Origin of the sequence: Corynebacterium choanae (assembly GCF_003813965.1) — a bacterium.
In the GTDB taxonomy this organism is placed as follows: Bacteria; Actinomycetota; Actinomycetes; order Mycobacteriales; family Mycobacteriaceae; genus Corynebacterium; species Corynebacterium choanae.
Window position 1 is genome coordinate 495681 of record NZ_CP033896.1, and the last position, 22102, is coordinate 517782.

15 protein-coding genes, 1 pseudogene and 1 CRISPR repeat array are annotated in these 22102 nt (G+C 55.8%); of the genes and pseudogenes, 11 read left to right on the forward strand and 5 right to left on the reverse strand.

Features of this window, described 5'->3' with window-relative positions; genetic code table 11:
- Positions 1-48 precede the first annotated feature (48 nt).
- The 4 genes from CCHOA_RS01765 to cas2 all read left to right on the forward strand — a co-directional run bounded on the left by CCHOA_RS01765 (position 49) and on the right by cas2 (position 6882).
- Complete coding sequence (locus CCHOA_RS01765; RefSeq protein WP_123926131.1) at positions 49-1344, forward strand: DUF2254 domain-containing protein; 1296 nt, start codon at positions 49-51, stop codon at positions 1342-1344.
- A 983-nt stretch (positions 1345-2327) separates the two neighbouring features.
- Positions 2328-5648, forward strand: a complete 3321-nt coding sequence (gene cas9, locus CCHOA_RS01770; protein WP_245992167.1) for a type II CRISPR RNA-guided endonuclease Cas9 — start codon at positions 2328-2330, stop codon at positions 5646-5648.
- Entirely contained in the window at positions 5645-6553 is a 909-nt protein-coding gene (gene cas1 / locus CCHOA_RS01775; protein ID WP_123926133.1) for a type II CRISPR-associated endonuclease Cas1, read from the forward strand. Before cas9 ends, cas1 begins: the two co-directional genes overlap by 4 nt.
- Complete coding sequence (gene cas2 / locus CCHOA_RS01780) at positions 6553-6882, forward strand: CRISPR-associated endonuclease Cas2 (protein WP_123930635.1); 330 nt, start codon at positions 6553-6555, stop codon at positions 6880-6882. Before cas1 ends, cas2 begins: the two co-directional genes overlap by 1 nt.
- 49 nt (positions 6883-6931) lie before the next feature.
- Positions 6932-7672: direct repeats of the CRISPR family, unit length 36 nt; unit sequence GGAGTATACCAGGGGATTTTTGTGTCGAACCCCAAC.
- 74 nt (positions 7673-7746) lie between these two features.
- On the opposite strand, the pseudogene CCHOA_RS11165 reads toward cas2, so the two are convergent.
- Both CCHOA_RS11165 and CCHOA_RS01790 read right to left on the reverse strand, forming a co-directional pair.
- Positions 7747-8226: pseudogene (locus CCHOA_RS11165) on the reverse strand (IS110 family transposase); the annotation flags it as partial.
- 819 nt (positions 8227-9045) lie between these two features.
- Positions 9046-9999, reverse strand: coding sequence for an acyl-CoA thioesterase (locus CCHOA_RS01790; RefSeq protein WP_123930639.1), 954 nt, complete (start codon positions 9997-9999; stop codon positions 9046-9048).
- Between the two features lie 612 nt (positions 10000-10611).
- Here CCHOA_RS01790 and CCHOA_RS01795 point away from each other — a divergent pair.
- The 4 genes from CCHOA_RS01795 to CCHOA_RS10600 all read left to right on the forward strand — a co-directional run bounded on the left by CCHOA_RS01795 (position 10612) and on the right by CCHOA_RS10600 (position 14193).
- On the forward strand, positions 10612-11028 hold the full coding sequence (locus CCHOA_RS01795; RefSeq protein WP_123926135.1) for a sterol carrier family protein: 417 nt from the start codon (positions 10612-10614) through the stop codon (positions 11026-11028).
- Positions 11029-11238: 210 nt separating this feature from the next.
- Positions 11239-12711, forward strand: a complete 1473-nt coding sequence (gene purF, locus CCHOA_RS01800; RefSeq protein ID WP_245992217.1) for an amidophosphoribosyltransferase — start codon at positions 11239-11241, stop codon at positions 12709-12711.
- A gap of 139 nt (positions 12712-12850) precedes the next feature.
- Complete coding sequence (gene purM, locus CCHOA_RS01805; protein WP_123926139.1) at positions 12851-13963, forward strand: phosphoribosylformylglycinamidine cyclo-ligase; 1113 nt, start codon at positions 12851-12853, stop codon at positions 13961-13963.
- Positions 13964-14028: 65 nt separating this feature from the next.
- Positions 14029-14193: a hypothetical protein gene (locus tag CCHOA_RS10600; RefSeq protein WP_164472345.1), complete on the forward strand. Its 165-nt coding sequence runs from the start codon at positions 14029-14031 to the stop codon at positions 14191-14193.
- A gap of 459 nt (positions 14194-14652) precedes the next feature.
- Here CCHOA_RS10600 and CCHOA_RS01810 read toward each other — a convergent pair whose 3' ends face one another.
- Entirely contained in the window at positions 14653-14850 is a 198-nt protein-coding gene (locus CCHOA_RS01810; RefSeq protein WP_123930642.1) for a DUF3073 domain-containing protein, read from the reverse strand.
- A gap of 431 nt (positions 14851-15281) precedes the next feature.
- Positions 15282-16496: a CAF17-like 4Fe-4S cluster assembly/insertion protein YgfZ gene (ygfZ, locus tag CCHOA_RS01815; RefSeq protein ID WP_123926141.1), complete on the reverse strand. Its 1215-nt coding sequence runs from the start codon at positions 16494-16496 to the stop codon at positions 15282-15284.
- A 40-nt stretch (positions 16497-16536) separates the two neighbouring features.
- Here ygfZ and CCHOA_RS01820 point away from each other — a divergent pair, with 40 nt between their 5' ends.
- Complete coding sequence (locus CCHOA_RS01820) at positions 16537-17673, forward strand: aminodeoxychorismate lyase (protein ID WP_123926143.1); 1137 nt, start codon at positions 16537-16539, stop codon at positions 17671-17673.
- Between the two features lie 375 nt (positions 17674-18048).
- Here CCHOA_RS01820 and CCHOA_RS01825 read toward each other — a convergent pair whose 3' ends face one another.
- Entirely contained in the window at positions 18049-18792 is a 744-nt protein-coding gene (locus tag CCHOA_RS01825; protein ID WP_123926145.1) for a heme-binding beta-barrel domain-containing protein, read from the reverse strand.
- A 140-nt stretch (positions 18793-18932) separates the two neighbouring features.
- Here CCHOA_RS01825 and mshD point away from each other — a divergent pair, with 140 nt between their 5' ends.
- Positions 18933-20015 carry a mycothiol synthase gene (gene mshD, locus CCHOA_RS01830; RefSeq protein WP_164472346.1) on the forward strand — a complete coding sequence of 361 codons (1083 nt, stop codon included), beginning with the start codon at positions 18933-18935 and terminating at the stop codon, positions 20013-20015.
- 770 nt (positions 20016-20785) lie between these two features.
- Positions 20786-21895: a phosphate ABC transporter substrate-binding protein PstS gene (gene pstS, locus CCHOA_RS01835; protein WP_123926149.1), complete on the forward strand. Its 1110-nt coding sequence runs from the start codon at positions 20786-20788 to the stop codon at positions 21893-21895.
- Positions 21896-22102 lie beyond the last annotated feature (207 nt).

The window sequence follows — 22102 nt, forward strand, 5'->3', positions numbered from 1 at the left end:
ACTGCACGACAACATGGTCAGATTGCAGGGTGCTGCTAGATTAGTGCCATGCTTAAGGCCATTCGGCGCGTCGACTCCATTGTCGATCAATTCTGGTTCATTCCCGCAGTCATGTCGATCATCGCCGCACTGCTTGCGTATCTGCTGATCTGGCTGGAGCAATCTTTCGGTGTGCCGAGCTGGCTGAGTTTCATCTACCAGGGCGGGGAATCCGGTGCCCGGTCGCTCCTGAGCTCAATGACATCAATGTCGATCGGGGTTGCTGGCACCACGTTCTCTATCACGATTGCCGCCCTGTCCTCGGTGATCTCCTCAATGGGGCCGCGCCTGCTGCACTCCTTTGTGCGCGACCGGGGCATCCAAACCACCTTAGGTGTCTTCGTTGCCACCTTTGTGTTCTCCCTTTCATCACTGCGAGCCATCTCCGCCGGGGAGAACGGGGCGGTGTTTGTCCCACACTACAACGTCACCGTCTCCATGGGATTCGCTGCCCTGTGCGTGGGATTTCTGGTCTACTACATCGCTCACATGGCCATGTCGATCTCGATGAGCAGAAACGTGTATCTGCTCACCGCCGACACCAAACAAGCCTTCGACAAAGCAACAGAAGAAGCCGCCGATGAACACACTATGCCAACAGTCGACAAGACCCTGTTTAGCGGTGCTGAAGCACTAACCCTGGATCAATCCGGCTATGTGCAGGCAATCGACTATGCGGGACTCGCGGAATACGCCGCCAAGCATGACCTGGTCATCAAACTGGACATCAAACCAGGCGATTTCATTGTGCGGGGGCAACGCATCGGGAAAACAACAGCCCTCATCGACCCTGATGTCCTGCACAACATGGTGTTCGTCGGCGACACTGCTGATCCGGAACATGACGTCACCTATGCGGTACGGCAAACCGTGGAGGTCGCAGTCCGCGCGTTAAGCCCTGGCACGAATGACCCCTACACAGCAACCGATGTGATCCGTCGGCTCTCCCAGATCCTCGCCGAGTTGAAAGACCGTCAACTCCCCAGCGGTATTGTGACCATTGACGGTGAAGTGCGTCTCGTGCACGACGTGGTCACCTTCGATGAACTTGTCGACACGATGTTTTCTGATATTCGCCGGCATGCTGCCGGCACTGTCGTGGTCTACACCACCCTGCTGGAGCAGTTCGTTGCCTTACAACACGTCATCACTGATCCGCTGCGGGTCGGACTGTTGCATGCCCACGGTGAGGCGGTGTATGCCGACGCGAAACGGCTCGTCGACAACGACAAGGATATGCAAGTCATCGAATCGGCCTACCGAAAGTTTAAGACCGTCAATGCGGTCACCGGACAGGCAGTGTAGCGTTCATGTTTGCGTAATCTTTTACAGTGTGACGCCAACGGATAGTTTGTTGGTGGGGAAGTGGAGGTAGCGAGCTACTTTCCGGTCACCAAGGAGAGCTGAAAGAAGGAACCTCTCAGTGCGCGGCGAAAGTAAATAGAATTTTCGTTGGCGCCTTGCGATATCCTGTCGCGGCTGTTACGATAGTTCTCGTCGAACCTCAATAAGTAATGGACTCGTTAGCCATTACGGAATTCTCCAGCCGGCGCCTTCGGGTGTCGGCTCTTTTTATTTTCTAGGGAGCAAGGCGGTCTGGTGGGTTAAGGGACAAAATGTGTGTCTGGGGGTGGTTGCAGCTTCCCTTTTATTCGCCCTTTTTCACTTTGGCAGAGCGTTTCCCTCACAGTCGATATGATTGCCGCCCAATAGAGAACGTCCCCGTGTCGCGATTTGCTGGGTTGCTTGACACTGGGGTGCGGATCGAAACATTCGCGGATACCAGCGGGTCTGTGAGGGCCGGTGTGTAGGTGAAGCCGTTGTTCTTGGTGGGCTAGTTTCAAGCACTGCAATGGGGAAGGTTGGTATCCATAGGCGACAAGCAATCCGGACTTTTACCCTTGGGCGTCAACAGAGTCAAGGGTTTGGATTCACTTGGCGAGCATATATTTTGGTGTTGGTGCTGGTTGGGGTAGGGATTTCGGCCTTTCAGACACACTTTTTGACCCTAATCTCTCCCTTGTCGATAGTCGTCATTGGTCTGGCGATCGATGAACTGGGAGTTTCCTCATTTCATATTTTCGTCAAAGAGCCTCTCCTGAATCGCCTAATTTAGGGAGCTGCGAGCCCAATTCGTGTACCAACTACTGCATCTTTGTGATCTGTTCGAACGATTCATTGAAGTTGGTAAGCGTGTGCACAATCATTGCTACTGTGAGAACAGATGACAAAACTTTTCCATTGCTGCGGTAACGGGGTAGGTGCCGCACCTCCTGAGGAGAAATGAAATGCAAGTTCAAAAACGCTATACCGTGGGGCTTGACGTTGGATCCTATTCGTTAGGTATGGCTGCCATTGAGCTCAATGAAAACGGTAACCCAGTGAGTATTCTCAGTGCAGTGTCGCACATCCATGACGCTGGGTTGGATCCAGACCAGGTTAAAAATGCGACAACACGCCTTGCGCAGTCCGGTCTTATGCGACGTACCCGCAGGCTATATAGGGAGCGGCGCCGGCGTTCCCGCAAACTACATGAGTTTTTAGTAGAACAACAATGGAAAACTTTGCCGTTCGAGTCATATGCTGACCCGTACCATCCGTGGCGGGTTCGAACGATGCTTGTGGACTCGTATGTGGAAGACGATGTAGAACGGGGGGAGTTACTTTCGATTGCGCTGCGCCATATTTTCAATCATCGCGGATGGCGCAACCCATACACCCGGGTGCAGAGTCTTTACAATGTGGCAGAGCCAAGTGAAAACTTTGAACAGATTCGCAACGATCTGGAAGGACGGTACGGTGTCCCAATCGATCGTGATATCACCGTAGCTCAGTTAGTTTCGGTTGCCGAGTTTGGTAAAGACCGGTTACGGGGAGCGGTGAAGTCCAAGAAAAATGGCAACGCCAAGGGTGCACCCGAAAACGAAGTGAAGGAAGCCGTCCTTTCCCATCGTTTACAACAGAGCGACAACGCGCGTGAGATATGCCGGATTTGTCAGGTGCAACGCATCGATGACGACCTTTACAAGAAAATTATTGATTTAGTCTTTGATGCAAAGTCCCCAAAGGGTGCACAACAGGAGAGAACTGGAAAAGATCCGTTTTTCCCCAAAGAATATCGAGCCCTGAAAGCGAGTGATGCATTTCAGCGATACCGAATCGCCTCAATCATAGGTAACTTACGTATTCGTGAGGATGATTCCAACGTTCCACTCGATCATGATCAACGCCAGCAACTCTTTAACTTTCTGGTAAATCATACTGGGAACAACCTTCCGACTTGGCAGGATGTAGCAGAAGAACTTGGTATCGATCGCGGGTTGCTTCGTGGGACAGCGGCGGTCACAGAGGATGGAGAACGAGCCAATAGCCGTCCCCCTATCCATGAAACGAATCGAGCGCTGACCAATTGCAAAGTCAAACCTTTGGCCTCTTGGTGGAAATCTGAAGATTGGCCTGCGAGAGAGGCATTGGTTAAGGCGCTCTCCAATGCAACCAAGGCCGATTTTGCGTCTCCAGCAGGACTCAAGGTGGAGCAATTCCTCAGGAGCGTAGACGATGAGCTGCTTACTGAGATCGACAAGCTGAAATTGCCAATTGGTCGTGCAGCCTATGGTGAGACTACACTCATCAGGCTTACAAATACGATGTTGGAAAATGATCTGGATTTGCGAGGTGCACTAGAAGCGGAGTTTAACATTCCAAAAAATTGGTCTCCACCAAAGCCACCAATCAACGAGCCAGTCGGCAATCCGGCAGTCGACCGAGTGTTAAGGGAAGCGCATCGCTGGATTGAAGCTGCAGTGTCCCAGTGGGGTGAACCAGAATCGGTGGTGGTTGAAGATACGCGTGCAGGATTCACCAGTGAGGCTACTCGGCGCGAAATTGAGCGTGGTATTGAGAAACGTACAAAACGAAATCTCGCTCTGGCAGACCAAATGCGGCTGGAACTTGGCATCGATGGCCCAATTCGCCGCTCCGATCTATGGCGATACCAGTCAATACAACGCCAAAATGCGCAATGTGCTTACTGTGGTAATCCGATCACCTTTTCAGCCAGTGAGATGGATCATATTGTGCCACGGGCCGGGGCTGGATCTACTAATGTTCGCGAAAATCTGGTGGCTACATGTGCGCGTTGTAATCGGGCAAAATCAAACAGACCATTCGCTAATTGGGCTCGCACCTGCGGTATCCCAGGAGTGAGTGTAGATGAAGCTGTGGAACGAACCAGGCATTGGGTGCGAGACTCAGCAATGAAAACGGGGGAATTCAAACAGTTTGTCAAGGATGTGACGGATCGGTTTAGGCGAACTGAATACGATGCGCCACTGGATGCGCGATCCATCGAGTCGGTGGGATGGATGTCCATCGAATTGCGAAGTCGAATCATGCAGCGATTCCCCAATGCGCGTGTAGATCTTTACACAGGTAAGACCACGTCTCAGGCACGTGGTGCTTCCGGTATCACTAAGCATTTGGAGTTTATCGGGGGTACCGGTAAGTCCCGGCTCGACCGACGCCATCATGCGATCGATGCAGCAGTTATCGCAATGATGCGGCCCTATGTAGCTGAAACCCTGGCGATTAGAAATAACATTAAATTCGGAGAGTTTCTTGAACATGGAGGCTCCGATAATCGGCGGTGGAAGGAATTCATCGGGGAGGATCAGGCTCACCGTCAGTCGTGGCAACGCTGGATGCAAGCCATGCACGCGTTGCTTCCACTACTTCAAGAAGCTCTGGATCAGGATCGAATCCCAGTCACGAGGAATTTACGGCTGCGCCTGGGAAATGGCGCTGTGCACAAAGCCGAGATTCATTCGCTGGAAACTGTTTCATTGTCGACAGCGCTTACCGTGGAACAAATTGATCGTGCCGCAACTGAGGCTCTGTGGTGCGCTCTGACGAGGCACCCCGATTTCGATCCCAAGGATGGTCTGTCAGAAGACCCGCAACGCCAAATAACGGTGAACGGTAAACTGATTAAGTCCGATGATCAGATTGAATTGTTTCCAGTCCAAGCTGCGTCAATCCGAGTTCGTGGTGGATATGCACAGCTTGAGAAGATACACCATGTGCGCTTTTACCGAGTGCCTGGGAAAGTAAAACCCAAGTACTTCATGCTGCGAGTTTTTGTCCACGACTTAGTCAATTTCGGTGGTCGGGATCTTTTTAGTGTTGAACTTGCCCCCCAGACACAATCGGTTCGGCACTCCAGGAAAATTCTTCGGGAAGCGCTTGTGGATGGAACCGCGGAGTATTTGGGGTGGGTAGTCACGGGAGATGAACTACACCTAAACCCAACTGTTCTTCCAAAATCGGTGACGCCCCTATTGGAAGAATTCGGCCACCTCCATCGTTGGACGATTGATGGTTTTCCTGATGAGAGGCGTATTCGTCTGCGCTCGCGATTGCTGAGCGGTGAAGGTGCAGAGAATCTGCCAGAGGAGTGCAGAAAAGTTCTGACGGGAAGGGGAGTTCTTACCTCAGTCAATGCGTTGCTTGCACAAGGTGAGCTTATGGTTGTGCGGCGGGATGCCTTAGGCCGTGTCCGCCTAGGCAGCAGAGCTAACCTCCCCGTATCTTGGCGCTTGGATCGGCAATGAATCTTGGATGGCGTGTGTTGGACTGCTCACAGCTTGATGGCAGACTCCGCTATGAACGAGGAGTTATGAAAGTCCTGGATCGTGAGGGTTCTGAGCTCATAACTGCACCACTTTCGCAGATAGCTATTGTTCTAATTGGTGTACAAAGCTCTATATCCGGAGCGCTCATTGCCAAGTTCGGTGAGTATGACATTGCTTTGCTGGTCTGCGATTGGCGCCAAGAGCCAGTCGCAGGGGCAATGCCTTGGCATGACCATTCGCGGATCGGCGCACGACAGGTTGCCCAGGCAAGATTATCTGCGCCAAGAGCAAAGCAGGCATGGAAAGCAATAGTCAAGGCGAAAATTGCTGGACAGTCATGTTGTCTAAGTTCTGTACGAGGCATCTCGCCGATATCAGAGCGTTTAGGCGAGCTCGTTGGTCAAGTGAAATCGGGCGACAGATCCAACGCGGAAGGTCAGGCCGCTCGAATCTACTGGCCGGCAATCACGGAAGACCCTACTTTCCGTCGTACACCCCAGTGCTCCGATCGCGGTTGGAACATGTATTTAAACTACGGTTACACCTTGCTTCGAGGGCATGGCATTAGAGCCGTCACAGCTGCTGGACTGTGTGGCACGCTTGGTATTTTTCATCATCATCGGGAGAATGCTTTTGCTCTTGTTGATGACCTAATTGAGCCATTTAGACCGTTGATCGACTATCACATATTTTCCTCATTTGACGAGTTGTGTGAACTAGATAGAGATTCCAAAAAGATTATCATTAACTGTTTTGATAAGCCGTTCAACGGAAATGGAAAAAGTCTGGTGACAATGCTTGAAGAATTTGCTCACCATTATGGTGCCTATGTTGAAGATAAAATCGAACGTTTAGTTGTTCCCCGATGGGAAGGTAGGAGATGATGCCTGCGAAAGGAGCAGATCCCGTGTGGTCGATGGTGATGTTTGATGTGCCTACCAAGACTGATGTTGACAGACGAAATGCAAACAGGTTCCGACATTTCCTTGTGGATGAAGGATTTGGCAGAGTTCAGTTGAGTGTCTATGCACAGTACTATCCGAACGGGGCCAGGGCGGTGACTGTATTGAAGAAAATCAAACAGAATTTGCCTCCAGGCGGAGACGTTAGGATTCTTCATATCACTGACAAACAGTGGTCGACCGCGAGCAGATTTTCACGGACTAAGGCTGCATCGATCGAGGAAAAGCCCGAAGTGGGCGTAGTTTTTTAGCCAACGATATAATAAAACCCCCTGGTAGAGCCCGCTTTTTGTGATTTAGGGAGTATACCAGGGGATTTTTGTGTCGAACCCCAACATGAAAGCATACTCATACGACAGCCCTAGGGAGTATACCAGGGGATTTTTGTGTCGAACCCCAACCTGCACTTGTCGTTTGTGGCGCGTGCCGGGAGTATACCAGGGGATTTTTGTGTCGAACCCCAACCTACCGGGCTCACCCCGCAGGCCTCGGAGGAGTATACCAGGGGATTTTTGTGTCGAACCCCAACGTGCCGCTGCAGCCACTGTGACAGACAAGGAGTATACCAGGGGATTTTTGTGTCGAACCCCAACGTGCAGTCTGAGGTGGCGCCGCTGAAGGGGAGTATACCAGGGGATTTTTGTGTCGAACCCCAACGCCATCCGCCATGTAGTAGCACAAGGCGGGAGTATACCAGGGGATTTTTGTGTCGAACCCCAACGTGCTGAAAGACAATGCGGCGGCGGTGCGGAGTATACCAGGGGATTTTTGTGTCGAACCCCAACGCAGAGCGCGGCGAGGTGTGTTGGCTGTGGAGTATACCAGGGGATTTTTGTGTCGAACCCCAACTTTGAGGTGTCGGTGGTGCCGATCGGTGGGAGTATACCAGGGGATTTTTGTGTCGAACCCCAACCCACTAGGGCTCGCCGCACTTGGATCATGGAGTATACCAGGGGATTTTTGTGTCGAACCCCAACGGGCAGATGATCGAGACAGCGCTGGGTGGGAGTATACCAGGGGATTTTTGTGTCGAACCCAAAGGTTGGTTTGGTCTGCAGAGGCCGGTATCCCTCACCGCGTTCGCCTTCGTTGCGTTCAAGGTCGTAGTACGACCGTGAACGCTGGTGATGGTTGAGGCTGGCGAAAGCTGACATCCACAAGGAGTTCTTTGGTTTCTTGGTGACTCCTCGGTTCGGGGTTAAGGAGCGGATTGATGCCTCTGATCGTCGTTGTTGGGGACTGAGACCTGCGTATGCTGCCAGCTGTGCGGGGCCGTGGAACGCTGAGAGGTCGCCGACACACGTAATGAAGATCGCCGCGATGTGTTCTCCTGTTCCAGGCATAGATTTGTCGATTTCGTACTCTGGCACGGTTTTCGCTGACTCGATCATGCGTTGTTGCACCTGCTGCCGTTTTTGGCCGTTGCCAGCATGATTGTGGTGTGAGTTTGCATGCTGTACCAATGATCTTGCTTCGCTGGCGTTGCAACAGTTTATCGGCTCTTCGCAGTTTAGAGTGCACAACCGGTCGCAAGGCATAGCAGCTGCCTCAATCCCAGACTCAACATTTAGTAGCATCCACCCCTGCAGCCACATGCCGCTGTACTGGCATCGACACACTAGTGTTTGGGTTTGCTAGCGAACAGCTTTGTTGTCGACATTGAGGTAGCGACATCTATCTGGCGGAATGGTGGAATGAGAGGAGCTGTATGAAGTACCTGGCTATCGGATCTGTCGATGGCTTGCATCACTAGGGCGGTGCTCGGTGGTGTTTTTGCCGCTGCTTGCTTCCATCACGCCGGTGGGTCCTGGGCAACGAGTTTCCAGAATCTCTGGCGGATCTGGTGAAGGTGCACGTTCAGGATTGCGGCAAGTTCGTTCTCTGTGAGTGGGAGGGTTGCTTTACAAGGTCGATGAGGGGGAGTCACGGTTTTGCGGATTTGGGCTGTGCAATGCTTCGGGATGGGGCGCTGTTGTGTTCCACAACTGACGGTGCGTCAGATTGTCGACGATCGCAGCCGATGCGAAGTTCGCATGAGGCATCGACGAAATTGAGCACGAGCAATCCTGCTACGTTCCATAGTTTTAATAGGTGTGGGCGCGCCACTGCCTACCCCTTTAATGGTGCGTGCTCCATCGCTTTATTGCCATAGTCGACAGGTATTGTTAAAGGGCAGGTTTGCAAGCACTGTTTTGCCGTGCTTTGTAGGCGTGCCGTCGATATTCCCTCATGCCCGCCGAGGTTCGTGATCACAAGTTTGCGTGACCTCTATTGCGGTTCTCCTCATGTTGGCTCGATGAGCGGATCCAGTGTGCAATGAATCATTGCATTTACGATGAGTTCGTACACCCAAATGCGTCGGTGCGCGGGGAATTCGAGTTTGAACTGGCAGCAGTCTGCTCTCTTTAGGTGTGTTAGCTGGCAGTGTTGTTGCCGTCGGCATTATCGACGAGGGGTTCCGGGGCATATGCGGCGCGCAGCTTTCGCAACGTGTCCGCATGCTCGTGGAGCCGCTTGTCTTCTGCTGTTTGTGGAATGAATTGCCGTGCTGGGAGCGGATAGCCGTCAATATCGATACCGACAAAGGTGACGGCAGCATGGATTGCTGTGCGAAGATTTTCACGTCCACCGGTTGGTTTGCCGCTGCGCACATGCACACTGACCTGCATTGAGCGGGTGTCGGTGCGCATAATTCGGGAATCGACTTCGACTAAATCGCCAATGTGAATCGGGGCGTAGAAGCGGATCCCGCCGGCGTAGACGGCAACTGTGCGCTCCCCGGAGAATTCCATGGTGCAGGCGGTGGCGGATTCAATAATCCATTCCATAGCGGTCCCGCCGTGCACATTGCCACCCCAGTTCACGTCATTCGGGGACGCTAAGAAACGGGTGATGAGGCGGGGTGCATCAGAGGGGCCGTCATAGGTTTGCTTCGCCATTTCTTCTTCAATGGCATTACGTAAATCGATGCGGCGGGTAGCAACCTCGTTGAGGCGCTGCTCGGCGGGGGTTTCCGGGGTGAAGGTTGGTACTGCGACAGCCTTGTTTGTTTCTTCGTCTTTTGCCACGAAAATCACCAAACAGTCGCAGGCGCGGGTAAACACCCCTTCGCGGGGATCCGCGGAAAGCACCTCGTTGACAATATGCATTGAGGAGCGCCCGGTGAGTGCAATCCGGGAGCGAACTTCGACAATGTGTCCCACAGGGATAGGGCGGGTGAAGTGAATATGTCCCACATAGGCGGTGACACAATATCGTCCCGACCAGGCGGTGGCGCAGGCATAGGCTGCCTTGTCGATCCACTCGAGTACCCGGCCGCCGTCGACGCCAAACGCACCGGCGGTAATCACATCGGTGGGTGCGGCCATAAACCGCAAAACAACTTCGTGGGGACGTTGTGTGGACAAGACAGAAAACCTTTCACACCTTGGGTTAGCAGCAGCTTGCCACAGGCAAAACCGCGGATGGCATGCGGATGGGCAACACTGTTGCGCACCATTCCCGCATGGTCTGTGAGCGTTGACACAGTGTACCGGACGGGGATCGGCATCCCTGATAGACGGTTCCGGTTGGCAGATATCGATGGTTAAGCGATGGGGACGCGTGGACGGTGGGGATCGCTGGCCGGTGATCTCAGGTGGCGAGTGCTGGTGTTTGGCTCGTAGTCGTGATCACCAGTGGTTCAACGAGGCGAGTGATATTGATCGGTTGGTGAACATGAGTGGCTAGTTGCCGGTTGGCATGATTGGTTGGTCGCCGGTGGACATGGTGGCACAGTGGCCGGTGGCGACGCTTTGGCGGGCTGCTGGAACTGGGGGAAGGTGTTGTTGCGGGTGGAAATGCTGTGGCGCACATCCCGCAAAATGGTGTGGGTGATCAAGGTGTGGATGGTCAATAGGATGGCTGTTTTTTCGGTTTGGTGTGCGTTGCGCAGTGGTGAAACCGGGATACTGGTGGACACTGTGGCAAAGTTACAACGTATGACTGGAAAACGCATCGACCCGCAGCAGCTCCGGGAAGCAGTGATGGCGATCCTGCCGTGGATTGCTGATCCTGCCACCCAACCGGAACCGACCCGGCCGCAACTCGCGGCGGCGTGCCGCATGTTGGCGCGCACGGCCGCCCAAGACGCCCCGGGGAAAACCGTCGAGTTGCGGGTGCCGCCATTTGTGGCTGTGCAACTTATAGACGGACCTGCCCATACCCGGGGAACACCGCCGAATGTGGTGCAGCTCGATCCGCTCACGTTTTGTCGACTGGCCTGCGGCTGGATCACGATGGCTGACATTGTTGCTACCAGCAGCCCGCTGATTGAAATTTCCGGGACAAGAGCACAGCTGGTCGACGAAGTCATGCCGGTGGTCGATGGGCAAAAGCTGATGTCGGCTGCCGTGTAATGCAACTGCGGATAGAGGATGGCTGTGGTGAACTTGGGGTGGGGCTTTCGCTTGTCGGCGGGGGGACTTTCCGGGTGAGCTGTTCCCGGTTTGGTGTCGAACTTTGCACGCTAACGGCTACAGTAGGAAATTGTGGCTTCGCAACAACCAAGACAGGCAAGTGCATGTTCAACCCGTCAAGGGGGGTATAGCGGGGGGTTAGCCTCCCCGTTGGATGATCAAGGCGAGACCGCACCCCGTGAAGAATGTGGGGTGTTTGGGGTGTGGGCGCCGGGGGAAGACGTTGCCAAACTCACCTACTATGGGCTCTACGCTTTGCAGCATCGCGGCCAAGAAGCAGCAGGTATTGCTGTTGGTGATGGGGATCAGATTGTGGTGTTTAAAGATTTGGGACTCGTGAGCCAAATCTTTGACGAACAGTCGCTGGGGGCTTTGAAAGGTGACTTAGCGATCGGGCATACCCGCTATTCCACCGCCGGTGGGGCGTGCTGGAATAACGCCCAACCAATGTTTCGGATGGCGAAAAACGGCACCGATGTGGCGCTAGGTCACAACGGCAACCTGGTGAACTATCTGCAGCTGCTCGATATTGCCCACGACAAGGAACTAGTCGACAAAGAGCAGGCACCATCGGACTCTGATGTGTTGTGTGCACTGCTCGCCGACGGCATTGATGATAAGACTTCGCTGGAGCAGTCAGCACTTGCCCTGCTTCCGCAGGTGGAAGGGGCATTCTGCCTTACATTTACTGACGGCAACACTTTGTATGCGGCGCGTGACCGCAATGGGGTTCGCCCACTTTCCCTTGGCCGACTGGAACGTGGCTGGGTGGTAGCCAGTGAAACTGCTGCCCTCGATATTGTTGGTGCCTCCTTTGTGCGGGAGATCGCCCCCGGGGAATTGGTGGCAATTGATGCAACCGGGGTGCATTCCACCCGGTTTGCTGACACCACCCACAAAGGCTGCGTCTTTGAATATGTGTATTTGGCTCGACCTGACTCGGTGATCCGGGGTCGGGCGGTTAACGCCACCCGCGTTGAAATCGGGCAACGGCTAGCGAAACAATATCCAGCAGATGCTGACCTTGTTATTCCGGTACCAGATTCGGGTACCCCGGCGGCGGTCGGCTACGCCCAAGGTTCCGGGATTCCCTTCGGGCAAGGACTGGTGAAAAACGCCTATGTGGGGCGGACATTTATCCAGCCTTCACAGACCATCCGGCAGTTAGGTATTCGCCTCAAACTCAACCCGCTGCGGGAAGTCATCAACGGCAAACGACTTGTGGTGGTCGACGATTCCCTGGTGCGTGGTAACACGCAGCGGGCCTTGATTCGGATGCTGCGGGAAGCCGGCGCCCGGGAAGTGCATGTGCGGATCGCATCCCCGCCGGTGAAATGGCCATGCTTCTATGGCATCGACTTTGCCACCCCCGGTGAGCTTGTGGCGAATGCCGTCGACACTGCGGATGAGGCAGCCATGGTCGAATCGGTGCGCACTGCAATCGGGGCGGATTCGCTGGGGTATGTATCCATCGAAAACATGGTGGAATCTACCCGGCAAACCCGCAGTGAATTGTGTTGTGCCTGCTTTGATGGGGACTATCCGCTGGGGTTGCCAGAAGGCAACCCGAATGCGGCACTCGTGCGTAAACTGCAAACCCCGGCCGCATCGGCGGAGCAGTAAACACAGCAGGAGGCAGCAGTGTGGAATCATGCACTGCTGCGGATAGGTGCGCGAACAGTTGCACCCCACAACCACCCTACTTGCCGCCCTGATTGATATTTGATTGAACAACACGAACAAAGAATGTGAACAAACCCTGATGACGAATCAACCACACAATCCGGCTTCCACAACACCTGCTGCAGCCCCGCAGCCTGCCCCGGAGGGGGTCTCCTATGCGGCAGCCGGTGTCGACATTGTTGCCGGTGATCAGGCCGTGGAACTCATCGGCCCACTGGCGAAACGAGCCACCCGCGAAGAAGTCACTGGTGGTATTGGGGGATTCGCCGGATTATTCAAACTGAAACAATATGAAGAACCACTGCTTGCCGCCGGCAGTGACGGGGTGGGCACGAAACTCGTTATCGCCCAAGCAATGGATAAGCACGACACCATCGGTATCGACCTGGTTGCAATGTGCGTTGACGATCTCGTGGTGTGCGGGGCGGAACCCCTGTTCCTGCAAGACTATATTGCTATCGGGAAGGTGATCCCGGAGAAAGTCGCCACAATTGTCAGCGGTATTGCCGAAGGCTGTGTGCAGGCTGGCTGTGCCCTGCTGGGTGGTGAAACTGCGGAACATCCCGGGGTGATGGAGCCCGACCACTATGACGTGTCCGCCACTGCGGTCGGTGTGGTGGAAGCCGCACAGCTACTCGGACCAGATAAGGTTCGCACCGGGGATGTGGTGATTGGTATGGCCGCCTCCGGGTTGCACTCGAACGGCTATTCGCTAGCCCGCCACGTCCTCCTTGAGATCGCCGGCCTTGATCTGCACTCCCATGTTGAGGAACTCGGCCGCACGCTTGGCGAAGAGCTCTTGGAGCCGACAAAGATTTATGCGAAAGACTGTCTTGCCCTGGCCAGTGAATGTGATGTGCACACCTTCTGTCACGTCACCGGTGGGGGATTGGCTGGCAACCTGGCGCGGGTCATTCCTGACGGCTACACCGCTACGTTGCACCGGGCGGCGATCACCCCAAATCAGATTTTCCGGGTCATCGAAGACTTAGGGAAAGTATCCCGGGAAGAGATGGAAAAAACCTTCAACATGGGGGTTGGTATGGTGGCGGTAGTTGCCGCTGAGGATGCGGATCGGGCAATGGCAATGCTGACCGCCCGCCATGTGGACAGCTTCATTCTTGGTGAAGTGCACACCGCCGCAGCGGATGAGCCACGAGTCGTGCTCACCGGGGATTACGCCGACGAGTAACAGCATCTGGCTTTTGGCGGTGATCGCAGGTCGCTGATCCGGTAGTGCAGTGGCGTGTGGGACTTATGGTGCACACAGTCAACGCAACTACCGGGAAGTCGCGCTACAGGGAATTGCTGGCGGTAGCATCCACGGTCACTGCAGGCGCGGCAGGAATCCTCCACTACAGTAAACGCAATGCTGCTGCCCCTTCGTTGACGGTAAATGAGCAGCGTACGACGTTGATGTAGGGTGCCGTTCCCACAGCCCGACTAGGTGTTGCCCGCTGGGTTGCATGGCGACTGCTTGCACCCGGTACCAGTGGTGACTCATTCCGCGGTGGAATAGGGGCTTTGCTCCTGTGCGACACCTATCGGCATCGGCGCGGGCAAACTGAACACCCCAGTTTCGCGTTGCAGAAGCAACACCAGGCTAAGGAACAATCATTATCACCCACGCACGGCGGCACCGAAGGTGCTGCCAGCGGCCTTTGAACATGGAATAGCTGTGGCAATGTAGGCAGCGGAAAAACCACCGTGGCCGGCTATGGAAAAGCCGAGCGACGGTGGTTGCACAAATAGATTGCACGCTTTGCAGTTATTGCTGCACGTGTCAGCATCGCGCTGGTACTCCGCTGGTAACGGGATCAGTTCAATGCAACTTCGCCCGCCACCGCACACGGTGACGTGGATATTCGCCTGGCACACCAGCTAGCGCTGCGGCGCCTCATCCGCCCAATCCGACCACTTGTCATAGTCGTCGTCATAGTCGTCAGCACCATAGTTCTCGTGATCACTCGAGTTGCCCTTGAGTTCACGTTGCAACTGATCCAGGTCCATGTCCGGGATGTTGTACTTCAACTGACGAGCAACTTTGGCTTGTTTTGCTTTAGCACGGCCGCGACCCATGGTCTGACCCCCTTGGGTTTTCGTCGGGCGTAAGAGTACGCCCGGAATGTCTCTCAATGTGTATTCCTGTTAGACAACAATAGCGGTTTCTGTGTGAAAATACCGCAAATAGTCATTGAGCTGCAGAAAACAACACATTCCCGACGCGGTGATCGGACGCAGCCCGGTTGTTGATGCCCCTTTTTTTGCATCAAAGGCACATGGATGATTTTCGCTACGCTTCCCCGAGACTTGGGTCGGTGGTCCTTCGCGGCAGGCGAGCAAACAATTCTTGGTGGCGCTGTGGCCGACAAACTGGGTTCCTCCCGCAAGGCGGGGTGTCGGACCAGGGGGCAGGGTGGGGCACACCTAACGGTGTCAAGGAACCTGGGTTTTGTTGTCGCCTGCTTGGGGGGTGGGGCAGCAATCTGCCAAGCATTGTGTTCTGCTGGCTAGTCGTCGGTGGGATCAAGTCCGCGCAGTTTCGCCAACGCCACCCGTCCAGCTTTCGGACCGGAATCCGGGGGTAGTGAATCCGGGTCGATAGCAATCGATTGACCGGCGGCGGTCAGGGTGCCGGTTTTGCCGACGGCAGACCGTTTCACCAAAGCAAGGGCAATCGGACCATATTCGTGGTGCTCAATGACACTGCCGATGGTGCCAACAGTGCGGCGACCATTGCTGATCGCAGTACCTGGTGCTGGTAGCTGTGGTGCGGAACCATCTAAATGGGCGACCACCAGCAGTTTTGGGGGTTGGCCAAGGTTTTCAACGCGGGCAACAGTTTCCTGCCCCGGATAGCAGCCTTTGTCCAAATGCACCGCGGCAGGGGTTGCCCCCCGGCCGAGCAGATGATGACTTTCATGCGGGATCGAATTGGCGGCCAAATCTGGTTCCCGGCGGGCAATACCGGCCGCGATCCGCAGCGCTTCATAGGCCATCATGCCGGCCAGGGATATGCCATCGCCGGTGAGAGTAGTAATCAATGCGGGAAGGTGTTGCGGATCGACCAGTAAGTCAGTGCGACACAGCCCCGCCCAGGTGATGTGGGCGGCAACCGTGACCAGTGGTTGCAGGGCAGGATTGGCAGCAAGCTGCCCATGGTGTGAAGCAGTGCCACCCAGGATCACCACCCGGTTCAGGACGGTGGGGGTGACGGTGACATCTGACCAAAACTTCATTCGGGTGACATGGTCGCTAAAAGCGGTGACATCCGCGGCCGCGCCAACACCATAGATTGCAGTATCGTCGCCGGTAAATACGGTGAGCTGCTGGTTGATATGCCCCTGGGCGGAAAGCGTTAACAGCCCGGCGCCATTAATACTGGTCGTATCGCCGAGAAAATGCTGTGTCGTTAGCCGATGCAAGAGATCAGGGGCATCTGCGCCGCTGATGCGCACAGCATGCTGTTCATCGGTGACGATCACACGCGGCCTGGTACCGGCCGCAATCGCTGCTTGTTCCCCGAAAGGATCCCCATAATGCCACGGTACTGTGGCATCCCCCTGATAGCTTGGCCGGAGCGTGGCCGGCACATCGGCAGCAAAATCAACGATCAACCCGCCATAGTCGCGGGTGAGGAATCCAGTTGCCGCACTGTCGGCTGATTCCACCATCGCTGGGGTGTGCCCATCATTGGGGGGAGTAAGCGTCGCCTCATTGGTCACAAAAGAAGATCGTAGTTGTTATCCGAGCCATAATCTAGGTATGCCCTTTTCGACGCCCAAACCAGTCATTGTGATTGTTGATCCGCTCGGCGGATCGGCGCGCGCCCACAATCCGACCATGCCCCACATTTTCTTTGATGATGCGGCAGTCACCAGGGGGGATGCGGTGTTTGAAACATTACTGGTCAGTGCCGGTAAACCGGTGGGATTGTCGGCACATTTGCAGCGCTTTAGTAACTCTTGTGTCGCCCTGGGGCTGCCGAATCCACAGCAGGAACAATGGATCACCGCCACAGAGATTGCGGTTGCACAGTTTAATCAGCAGGCCACCACCGATGCCCGGTGCACGTGGACACTCTCCCGGGGACGAGCCGCAACCGGGCAGCCCACCGGCTGGGTGACGGTGACCGCTATTCCAGCGGCACAACTTACCGCCCGGGAACAAGGGGTGAAGGTGCTCACCGCTTGCCGGGGATACACCATTGATCGTGGCGACGATGCAGCCCCCTGGCAGCTTGCGGCAGTAAAATCGGTGAACTATCAGGCGGCGATGGCGGCAGTACGGTGGGCACAAGATAACGGTGCCGACGATGTGATTTTCACGAGCAGCGACGGACTCTTGCAGGAAGCAACTACAGCTGCGCTGCTCGTCGTGCAAGGGAAAACATTGCTGACCCCGAAACCAGACCGGCATATTTTGCCGAGTACGACAATCGGTGCGTTATTCGACTATGCCCCCAGCCAGGGCTATACGGTGCAGTATAAGAAAATCAAGAAAAAAGATGTGCTGAAAGCCGATTCGGTGTGGCTGGTTTCTGCGGTGCGGATGGCTGCCCGGGTGCGCAGCATTGACGGGGAGAAACTCGCCAAACCCGATAACCCTGGTGCAATCCCGGCTCTGGTGGCACAAGCCTTAGCCGCCGCAGCAGTGGTCGTCGATGAACGCGCGGCACATCGCCTTGATAGTCCCGTTCAGCGGCCAGCCGGCAAGGCATTCGATGCACATGCAGATATTGACGCAGCTGTTGGTGCAGCAGGCCTACTCGGTGAACATGGCAACGCTAACGGTGATGGTGCAGCACAGAGCACCGGCACTGCTAAAACCGGGGGGAAGTCACAAGATAGTGCTGGGCGGGAAGAAAAATCCAAAGACAAAAAGCATCGCAAGCGGAAATAGCGCTGGTCGCCTTTGCGGCGGTGGATGCCAGCGCAGCAGTGTGCTGCGTGTTCCCCGCACACGCTGTGCTCGGCTAATCTGCTGTGCACCCAAACAGGACGTGCATCCAACGGAATGCACAGCGGTGCGCAAGACACAACAAGCCTTGCCCCGAAAAAAGCGGTGACAGACCACCGCGGCAGAATCGGGCAAGGCTTGCTGGCGGCACACGGTTTGCAACCAGTGCCGCGTGTGCGTTGTCTTTTTTTGCAGCAGCTGCGGCTATTGCTTGCTGGCGTTAGTTACAGCTGCAACGTGGTGTTCTTCCTTACAGATGCAGCGCCTGCAGCTGCTTGTTTGTTCCTGCTGTGAAATGTTGTGTTGCGGGGGCAGGCACTAGCCGACGATGCGGCGCAGCTGCGCGGACATGCGGGGCAAGAGTTCACCGTCGACGACCCGCTCATCAACCCAGCCCAAATCATTATTTGGCATCAGCCCGTACAAACGTTTGCCAGGGCCTAATGCTTTCGGGCCGGTGGCGGTCACCATGGTAGAGGCGGTTTCGAACTGCCAGGCACGCTCGTTGAGCGGATCACCATAGAAAATCTCGACTGCGCCAGCGGCGTGAGTGATGACAAATTCCATCTCATCGGATTCGCTGATCCGCAAAAAACCGGCTTCTTGCTCCGCCCAGCCGATTGCTTCCCCATGTTCGTCGAGCTTGTAAATCTTCGACGAATAGCTGATGTAGTTTTCACCATTGTGGGCAAAGGTGAGCCGCTGCCCAAACGGGTAGCTGCCACCTTCTGCGGTATCAGCCTGGCCTTGCCCTTCCCACACACCAATCAGCGGCAGGAGGGCAAGCAGACCGTCGTGAAGATTGGGGCCTTGCCGCAGGTTGGCGGTGTCATCGGCAACCGGCAGACCTTCCAAATTGGGGATATTTTTCTCGGCGGTGATTTTGGATTGTTCGGCAGCCAGATTCACTGCTGCACTCCCGGACAAGAACGGGCTTTGCGGGGCAGCGGCCTGCGCATCGGCTGCGGTATCGACCACCGGACCGGTGGTGGTGGCGGCATCGGCTGCTGTGGCACCAGTGGCTTCTTCACTGTGCTGTGGATTCGTATCGTTTTCGCTCATGTCCTGATCATAGCGGCCAGCAGCGATTGCCTTAAAGTGTGTTCGCCGCCAGCGCACAGCAGCGTCTAACCGGGTGCCGCGCTATGAGCCTGCTGGCTGCTCCTGCTTGCAGTGGTGACGGGTGCGCTAGGGTCGAAGCCATGGCTTTTCGTATCGAAACCTACTCCCAGCCCCTGTCCGACGACCTGCAGACCACGCTGCTCAGCGTGATCGACGAGGCGACCTCTGTCGACGGAATTGCAGCAATCAGTGAACAATTCCGCAGGGCAATCACCGATGGAAGAACCGACAGTACCGCGGCGGTGACCGTGTACGGGGTGGTCGATACCAGTGAGCAAACCCAACCCATTGTGGCAGTGGCTGTCCAACGCGATGCACAGGCCGAATGTGTGGTGGCGCCACACTCACGAAATGCCGGCATCGGCAGCCAGCTGCTTGCCCACCTCTTTGCCGCCGGGGTCGTCGATGTGTGGGCACATGGTCAACATCCAGCCGCTGTGCATCTTGCGAAGCAATTGGGTCTGTCCATCACTCGAGAATTGCTGGTGCTCGCCAGTGATAATGATAATGCTGCAAGGGTGGTGGCAAAGCAGCAAGACACTACCGGGCTGATGACACTTCCCGCTCAGCGTCGTTTCACCACCTATGAGCAAGCCTGTAGTGTTGCTGATCCCACCGCTGTTGCGGCAGCCTGGGTGGCGGTCAATAATGCCGCATTCGACTGGCATCCCGAACAAGGCGGCTGGTCGCAGGCAACGCTGCAGCGGGCAATGGAGGTGGACTGGTTTGATCCGAATTCGGTCCATCTGCTGTGGGATACTGCTGCTGAACCGGGTGCCGAGATCCACCCGCCAGCAGCTGATGCGAACCATGATCCGGAAGTAGTTGCCGGACTTGGCCGACTGGCTGGATTCCACTGGGTGAAACGACACCCGGATGGGGTGGGGGAAGTCTATGTCATCGGTATTGCCCCGCACTATCAAGGCACGGGCCTGTTTCGACCGCTGATGGCGCAAGGTCTGCGTGACCTGCTGCAGGGGCGTGCCGGTGCGCCAGCAGTCACCAAAATTGTGCTGTATGTGGAAGCAGATAACACTCCTGCAGTGGCCGGTTATCGTCGCCTAGGGTTCACCACCGCGGAAACCCATGTGGTTTTTCACCGGCACAATGACGGCAAGGACACCCCGGGCACGAGCGGTGCCGCAGAGGCAGCCGGCGACTAACTACAGCGGCCTGGATCTGCCCAGTTTCCTGCCACAGTTTTCCCAGGTTAGCGAGACGCTGCAGTCCAGCCGGGAACACCAGCTGTAGCCTGGGGCAGGGACATTGCAACGCGGCAGCGCCGAAGGTGGGATCGCAGCGCTAGTGGGGGGTGAACTTTAGGTAACCCAAGACACCTGGCGGGGAGTCCCAGGGGTGTGCCATGCCCGGCTTTCACCCCTGAACGTGGGCGGGGGTGAGGGCATGCTGTTGCTCATGTGAAAAGTCATACTTCACAAGCTGTTTACTTGACTGTTACCTGCCGCACAGCGGGGATGTGGGGCATCGCTGATGGCAGGGCAGCACCAAATGCTGCCCTGCTTCGGATATCAGCGTGGCCGGGTTGCCGGTGTTCAGGGGTTACCTCTTCAGCAATGCCGCAGCAGGCGGTGATGGGGAAGCAGCAATCATGGGTGCTGCCCTACGACTGGGTGGCGGCGAAGCCAACCTCGGGTGTTACAACGGCGCCCGATGGGGGAAGAAGTTTCCTTTCTGGTCGCCTACCCGTTACTTCGCCTCGTTAGAGTCCCTTGATTGTCAGGGCAGGTAGCACCCAACCACCTGGGTATTCCAGCAGCTTTGCTGGGCTGGCCAACGGCATGGTTAACCAGTCCACCAGCCGGCGGAAGCACTGCCAAGAAGGTGCTTGGCTGATGGGATAACCATCATTGCACCCCCTGAGACTTTCCCTTCACCCTGTGTATAGCTTTTCGGTTCAAGGAAGTAGGTATCCGTGTACAACCCACGTTATCGTCGCAATTGTTCAATTATCGCCGGTGTCGCTGCCGCCGCACTCTTGCTTGCCGGCTGTAATGAACAATCCGAACAGGCTGCACCGGTCAGTGCTGCCGCTGATGCTGAAGTGACCGGCCAAACCGGTCAGCTCACCGGGGAAGGTGCCACCTCCCAGCAGAAAGCAATGGAATATTTCCGTGCCGCCTACGGGCAGACGATCCCCGGGGCAAGTTTCGACTACACCGCCACCGGTTCCGGCGCGGGGCAGAAACAGTTCATTAACGGCACCGTCGATTTTGGCGGCTCCGACTCGCCTTTAAACGATGAACAACAAACCGCGGCACAAGCCCGCTGTAACAACAATCCTGCCTGGCATCTGCCATTGGTGATCGGCCCGGTTGCTGTGGCCTATCACCTTTCTGGGGTTGATACAGTAGTGCTGTCCCCGCCAGTGATTGCACAAATCTTCGCAGGAACCATCACCACCTGGAATGATCCTGCTATTGCGGCCCTCAACGAGGGAGTGAGCCTGCCTGATACCCCGATTGCGGTGATCTACCGGTCGGAAGAATCCGGAACCAGCGACAACTTCCAAAAATTCTTAACCGCCGCCGCCCCTGGGCAATGGTCAACCACCGGGAAATCCTTCCCCACCGCCACCGGTGCCGGGGCAAACGGCTCGAAAGGGGTAGTGACAGAAGTGGCTGCCACCGAAGGTGCCATCACCTATGTGGAGGCCGGTTTTACCCGCGATGTTGCTGACGTCAATGTTGCGGCAATCGATTTTGGGGCAGGACCTGTTGCCCTTGATCCCGATTCGGTTGGGATTGCGCTCGACAACCTCACCTATGTTGGCAGCGGTCACGACATGGTGGTGGATGCGAAGCAACTCTTCGCCATGCAAACCCCCGGCGCCTATCCGCTGGTGTTGACCACCTATGAGATTGTGTGCTCGAAAGGCTACGAACCTGAGGTTGCAGCCAGGGTAAAAGACTTCCTTTCCGTGGCGCTGTCCGTGCAAGATGACACCCTGGCGGAAAAGGGCTATATCCCGGTTCAAGGTGACTATAAAGCCAAACTCGAAGCAGCAGTTGCCGCCATCGAATAGCGAAGCGACCACTGGCGAATATGCGTCACCCTGGTGTGCAGCAGCAGGAAGCTATCAAGCAGCAGTGAGTCTGTGCTGGCACCACCCCGCATCGTGTACCAGGGCAGATCCGGGGTGGTGCAACAACCTTCGCGCATCTTCCCGTGGCAGTGCACCGGCAGACGTTGTAGAACAAATGCGTGCCGGCGTGGGGTGTGCTGCAGCAAC

Bases quoted from the DNA above. Each gene is read 5' to 3' on its own strand.
- CCHOA_RS01765 (WP_123926131.1), top strand. From the start codon at position 49: ATGCTTAAGGCCATTCGGCGCGTCGACTCCATTGTCGATCAATTCTGG.
- cas9 (WP_245992167.1), top strand. From the start codon at position 2,328: ATGCAAGTTCAAAAACGCTATACCGTGGGGCTTGACGTTGGATCCTAT.
- cas1 (WP_123926133.1), top strand. From the start codon at position 5,645: ATGAATCTTGGATGGCGTGTGTTGGACTGCTCACAGCTTGATGGCAGA.
- cas2 (WP_123930635.1), top strand. From the start codon at position 6,553: ATGCCTGCGAAAGGAGCAGATCCCGTGTGGTCGATGGTGATGTTTGAT.
- CCHOA_RS01790 (WP_123930639.1), bottom strand. From the start codon at position 9,999: ATGGCCGCACCCACCGATGTGATTACCGCCGGTGCGTTTGGCGTCGAC.
- CCHOA_RS01795 (WP_123926135.1), top strand. From the start codon at position 10,612: ATGACTGGAAAACGCATCGACCCGCAGCAGCTCCGGGAAGCAGTGATG.
- purM (WP_123926139.1), top strand. From the start codon at position 12,851: ATGACGAATCAACCACACAATCCGGCTTCCACAACACCTGCTGCAGCC.
- CCHOA_RS10600 (WP_164472345.1), top strand. From the start codon at position 14,029: ATGGTGCACACAGTCAACGCAACTACCGGGAAGTCGCGCTACAGGGAA.
- CCHOA_RS01810 (WP_123930642.1), bottom strand. From the start codon at position 14,850: ATGGGTCGCGGCCGTGCTAAAGCAAAACAAGCCAAAGTTGCTCGTCAG.
- CCHOA_RS01820 (WP_123926143.1), top strand. From the start codon at position 16,537: ATGCCCTTTTCGACGCCCAAACCAGTCATTGTGATTGTTGATCCGCTC.
- CCHOA_RS01825 (WP_123926145.1), bottom strand. From the start codon at position 18,792: ATGAGCGAAAACGATACGAATCCACAGCACAGTGAAGAAGCCACTGGT.
- mshD (WP_164472346.1), top strand. From the start codon at position 18,933: ATGGCTTTTCGTATCGAAACCTACTCCCAGCCCCTGTCCGACGACCTG.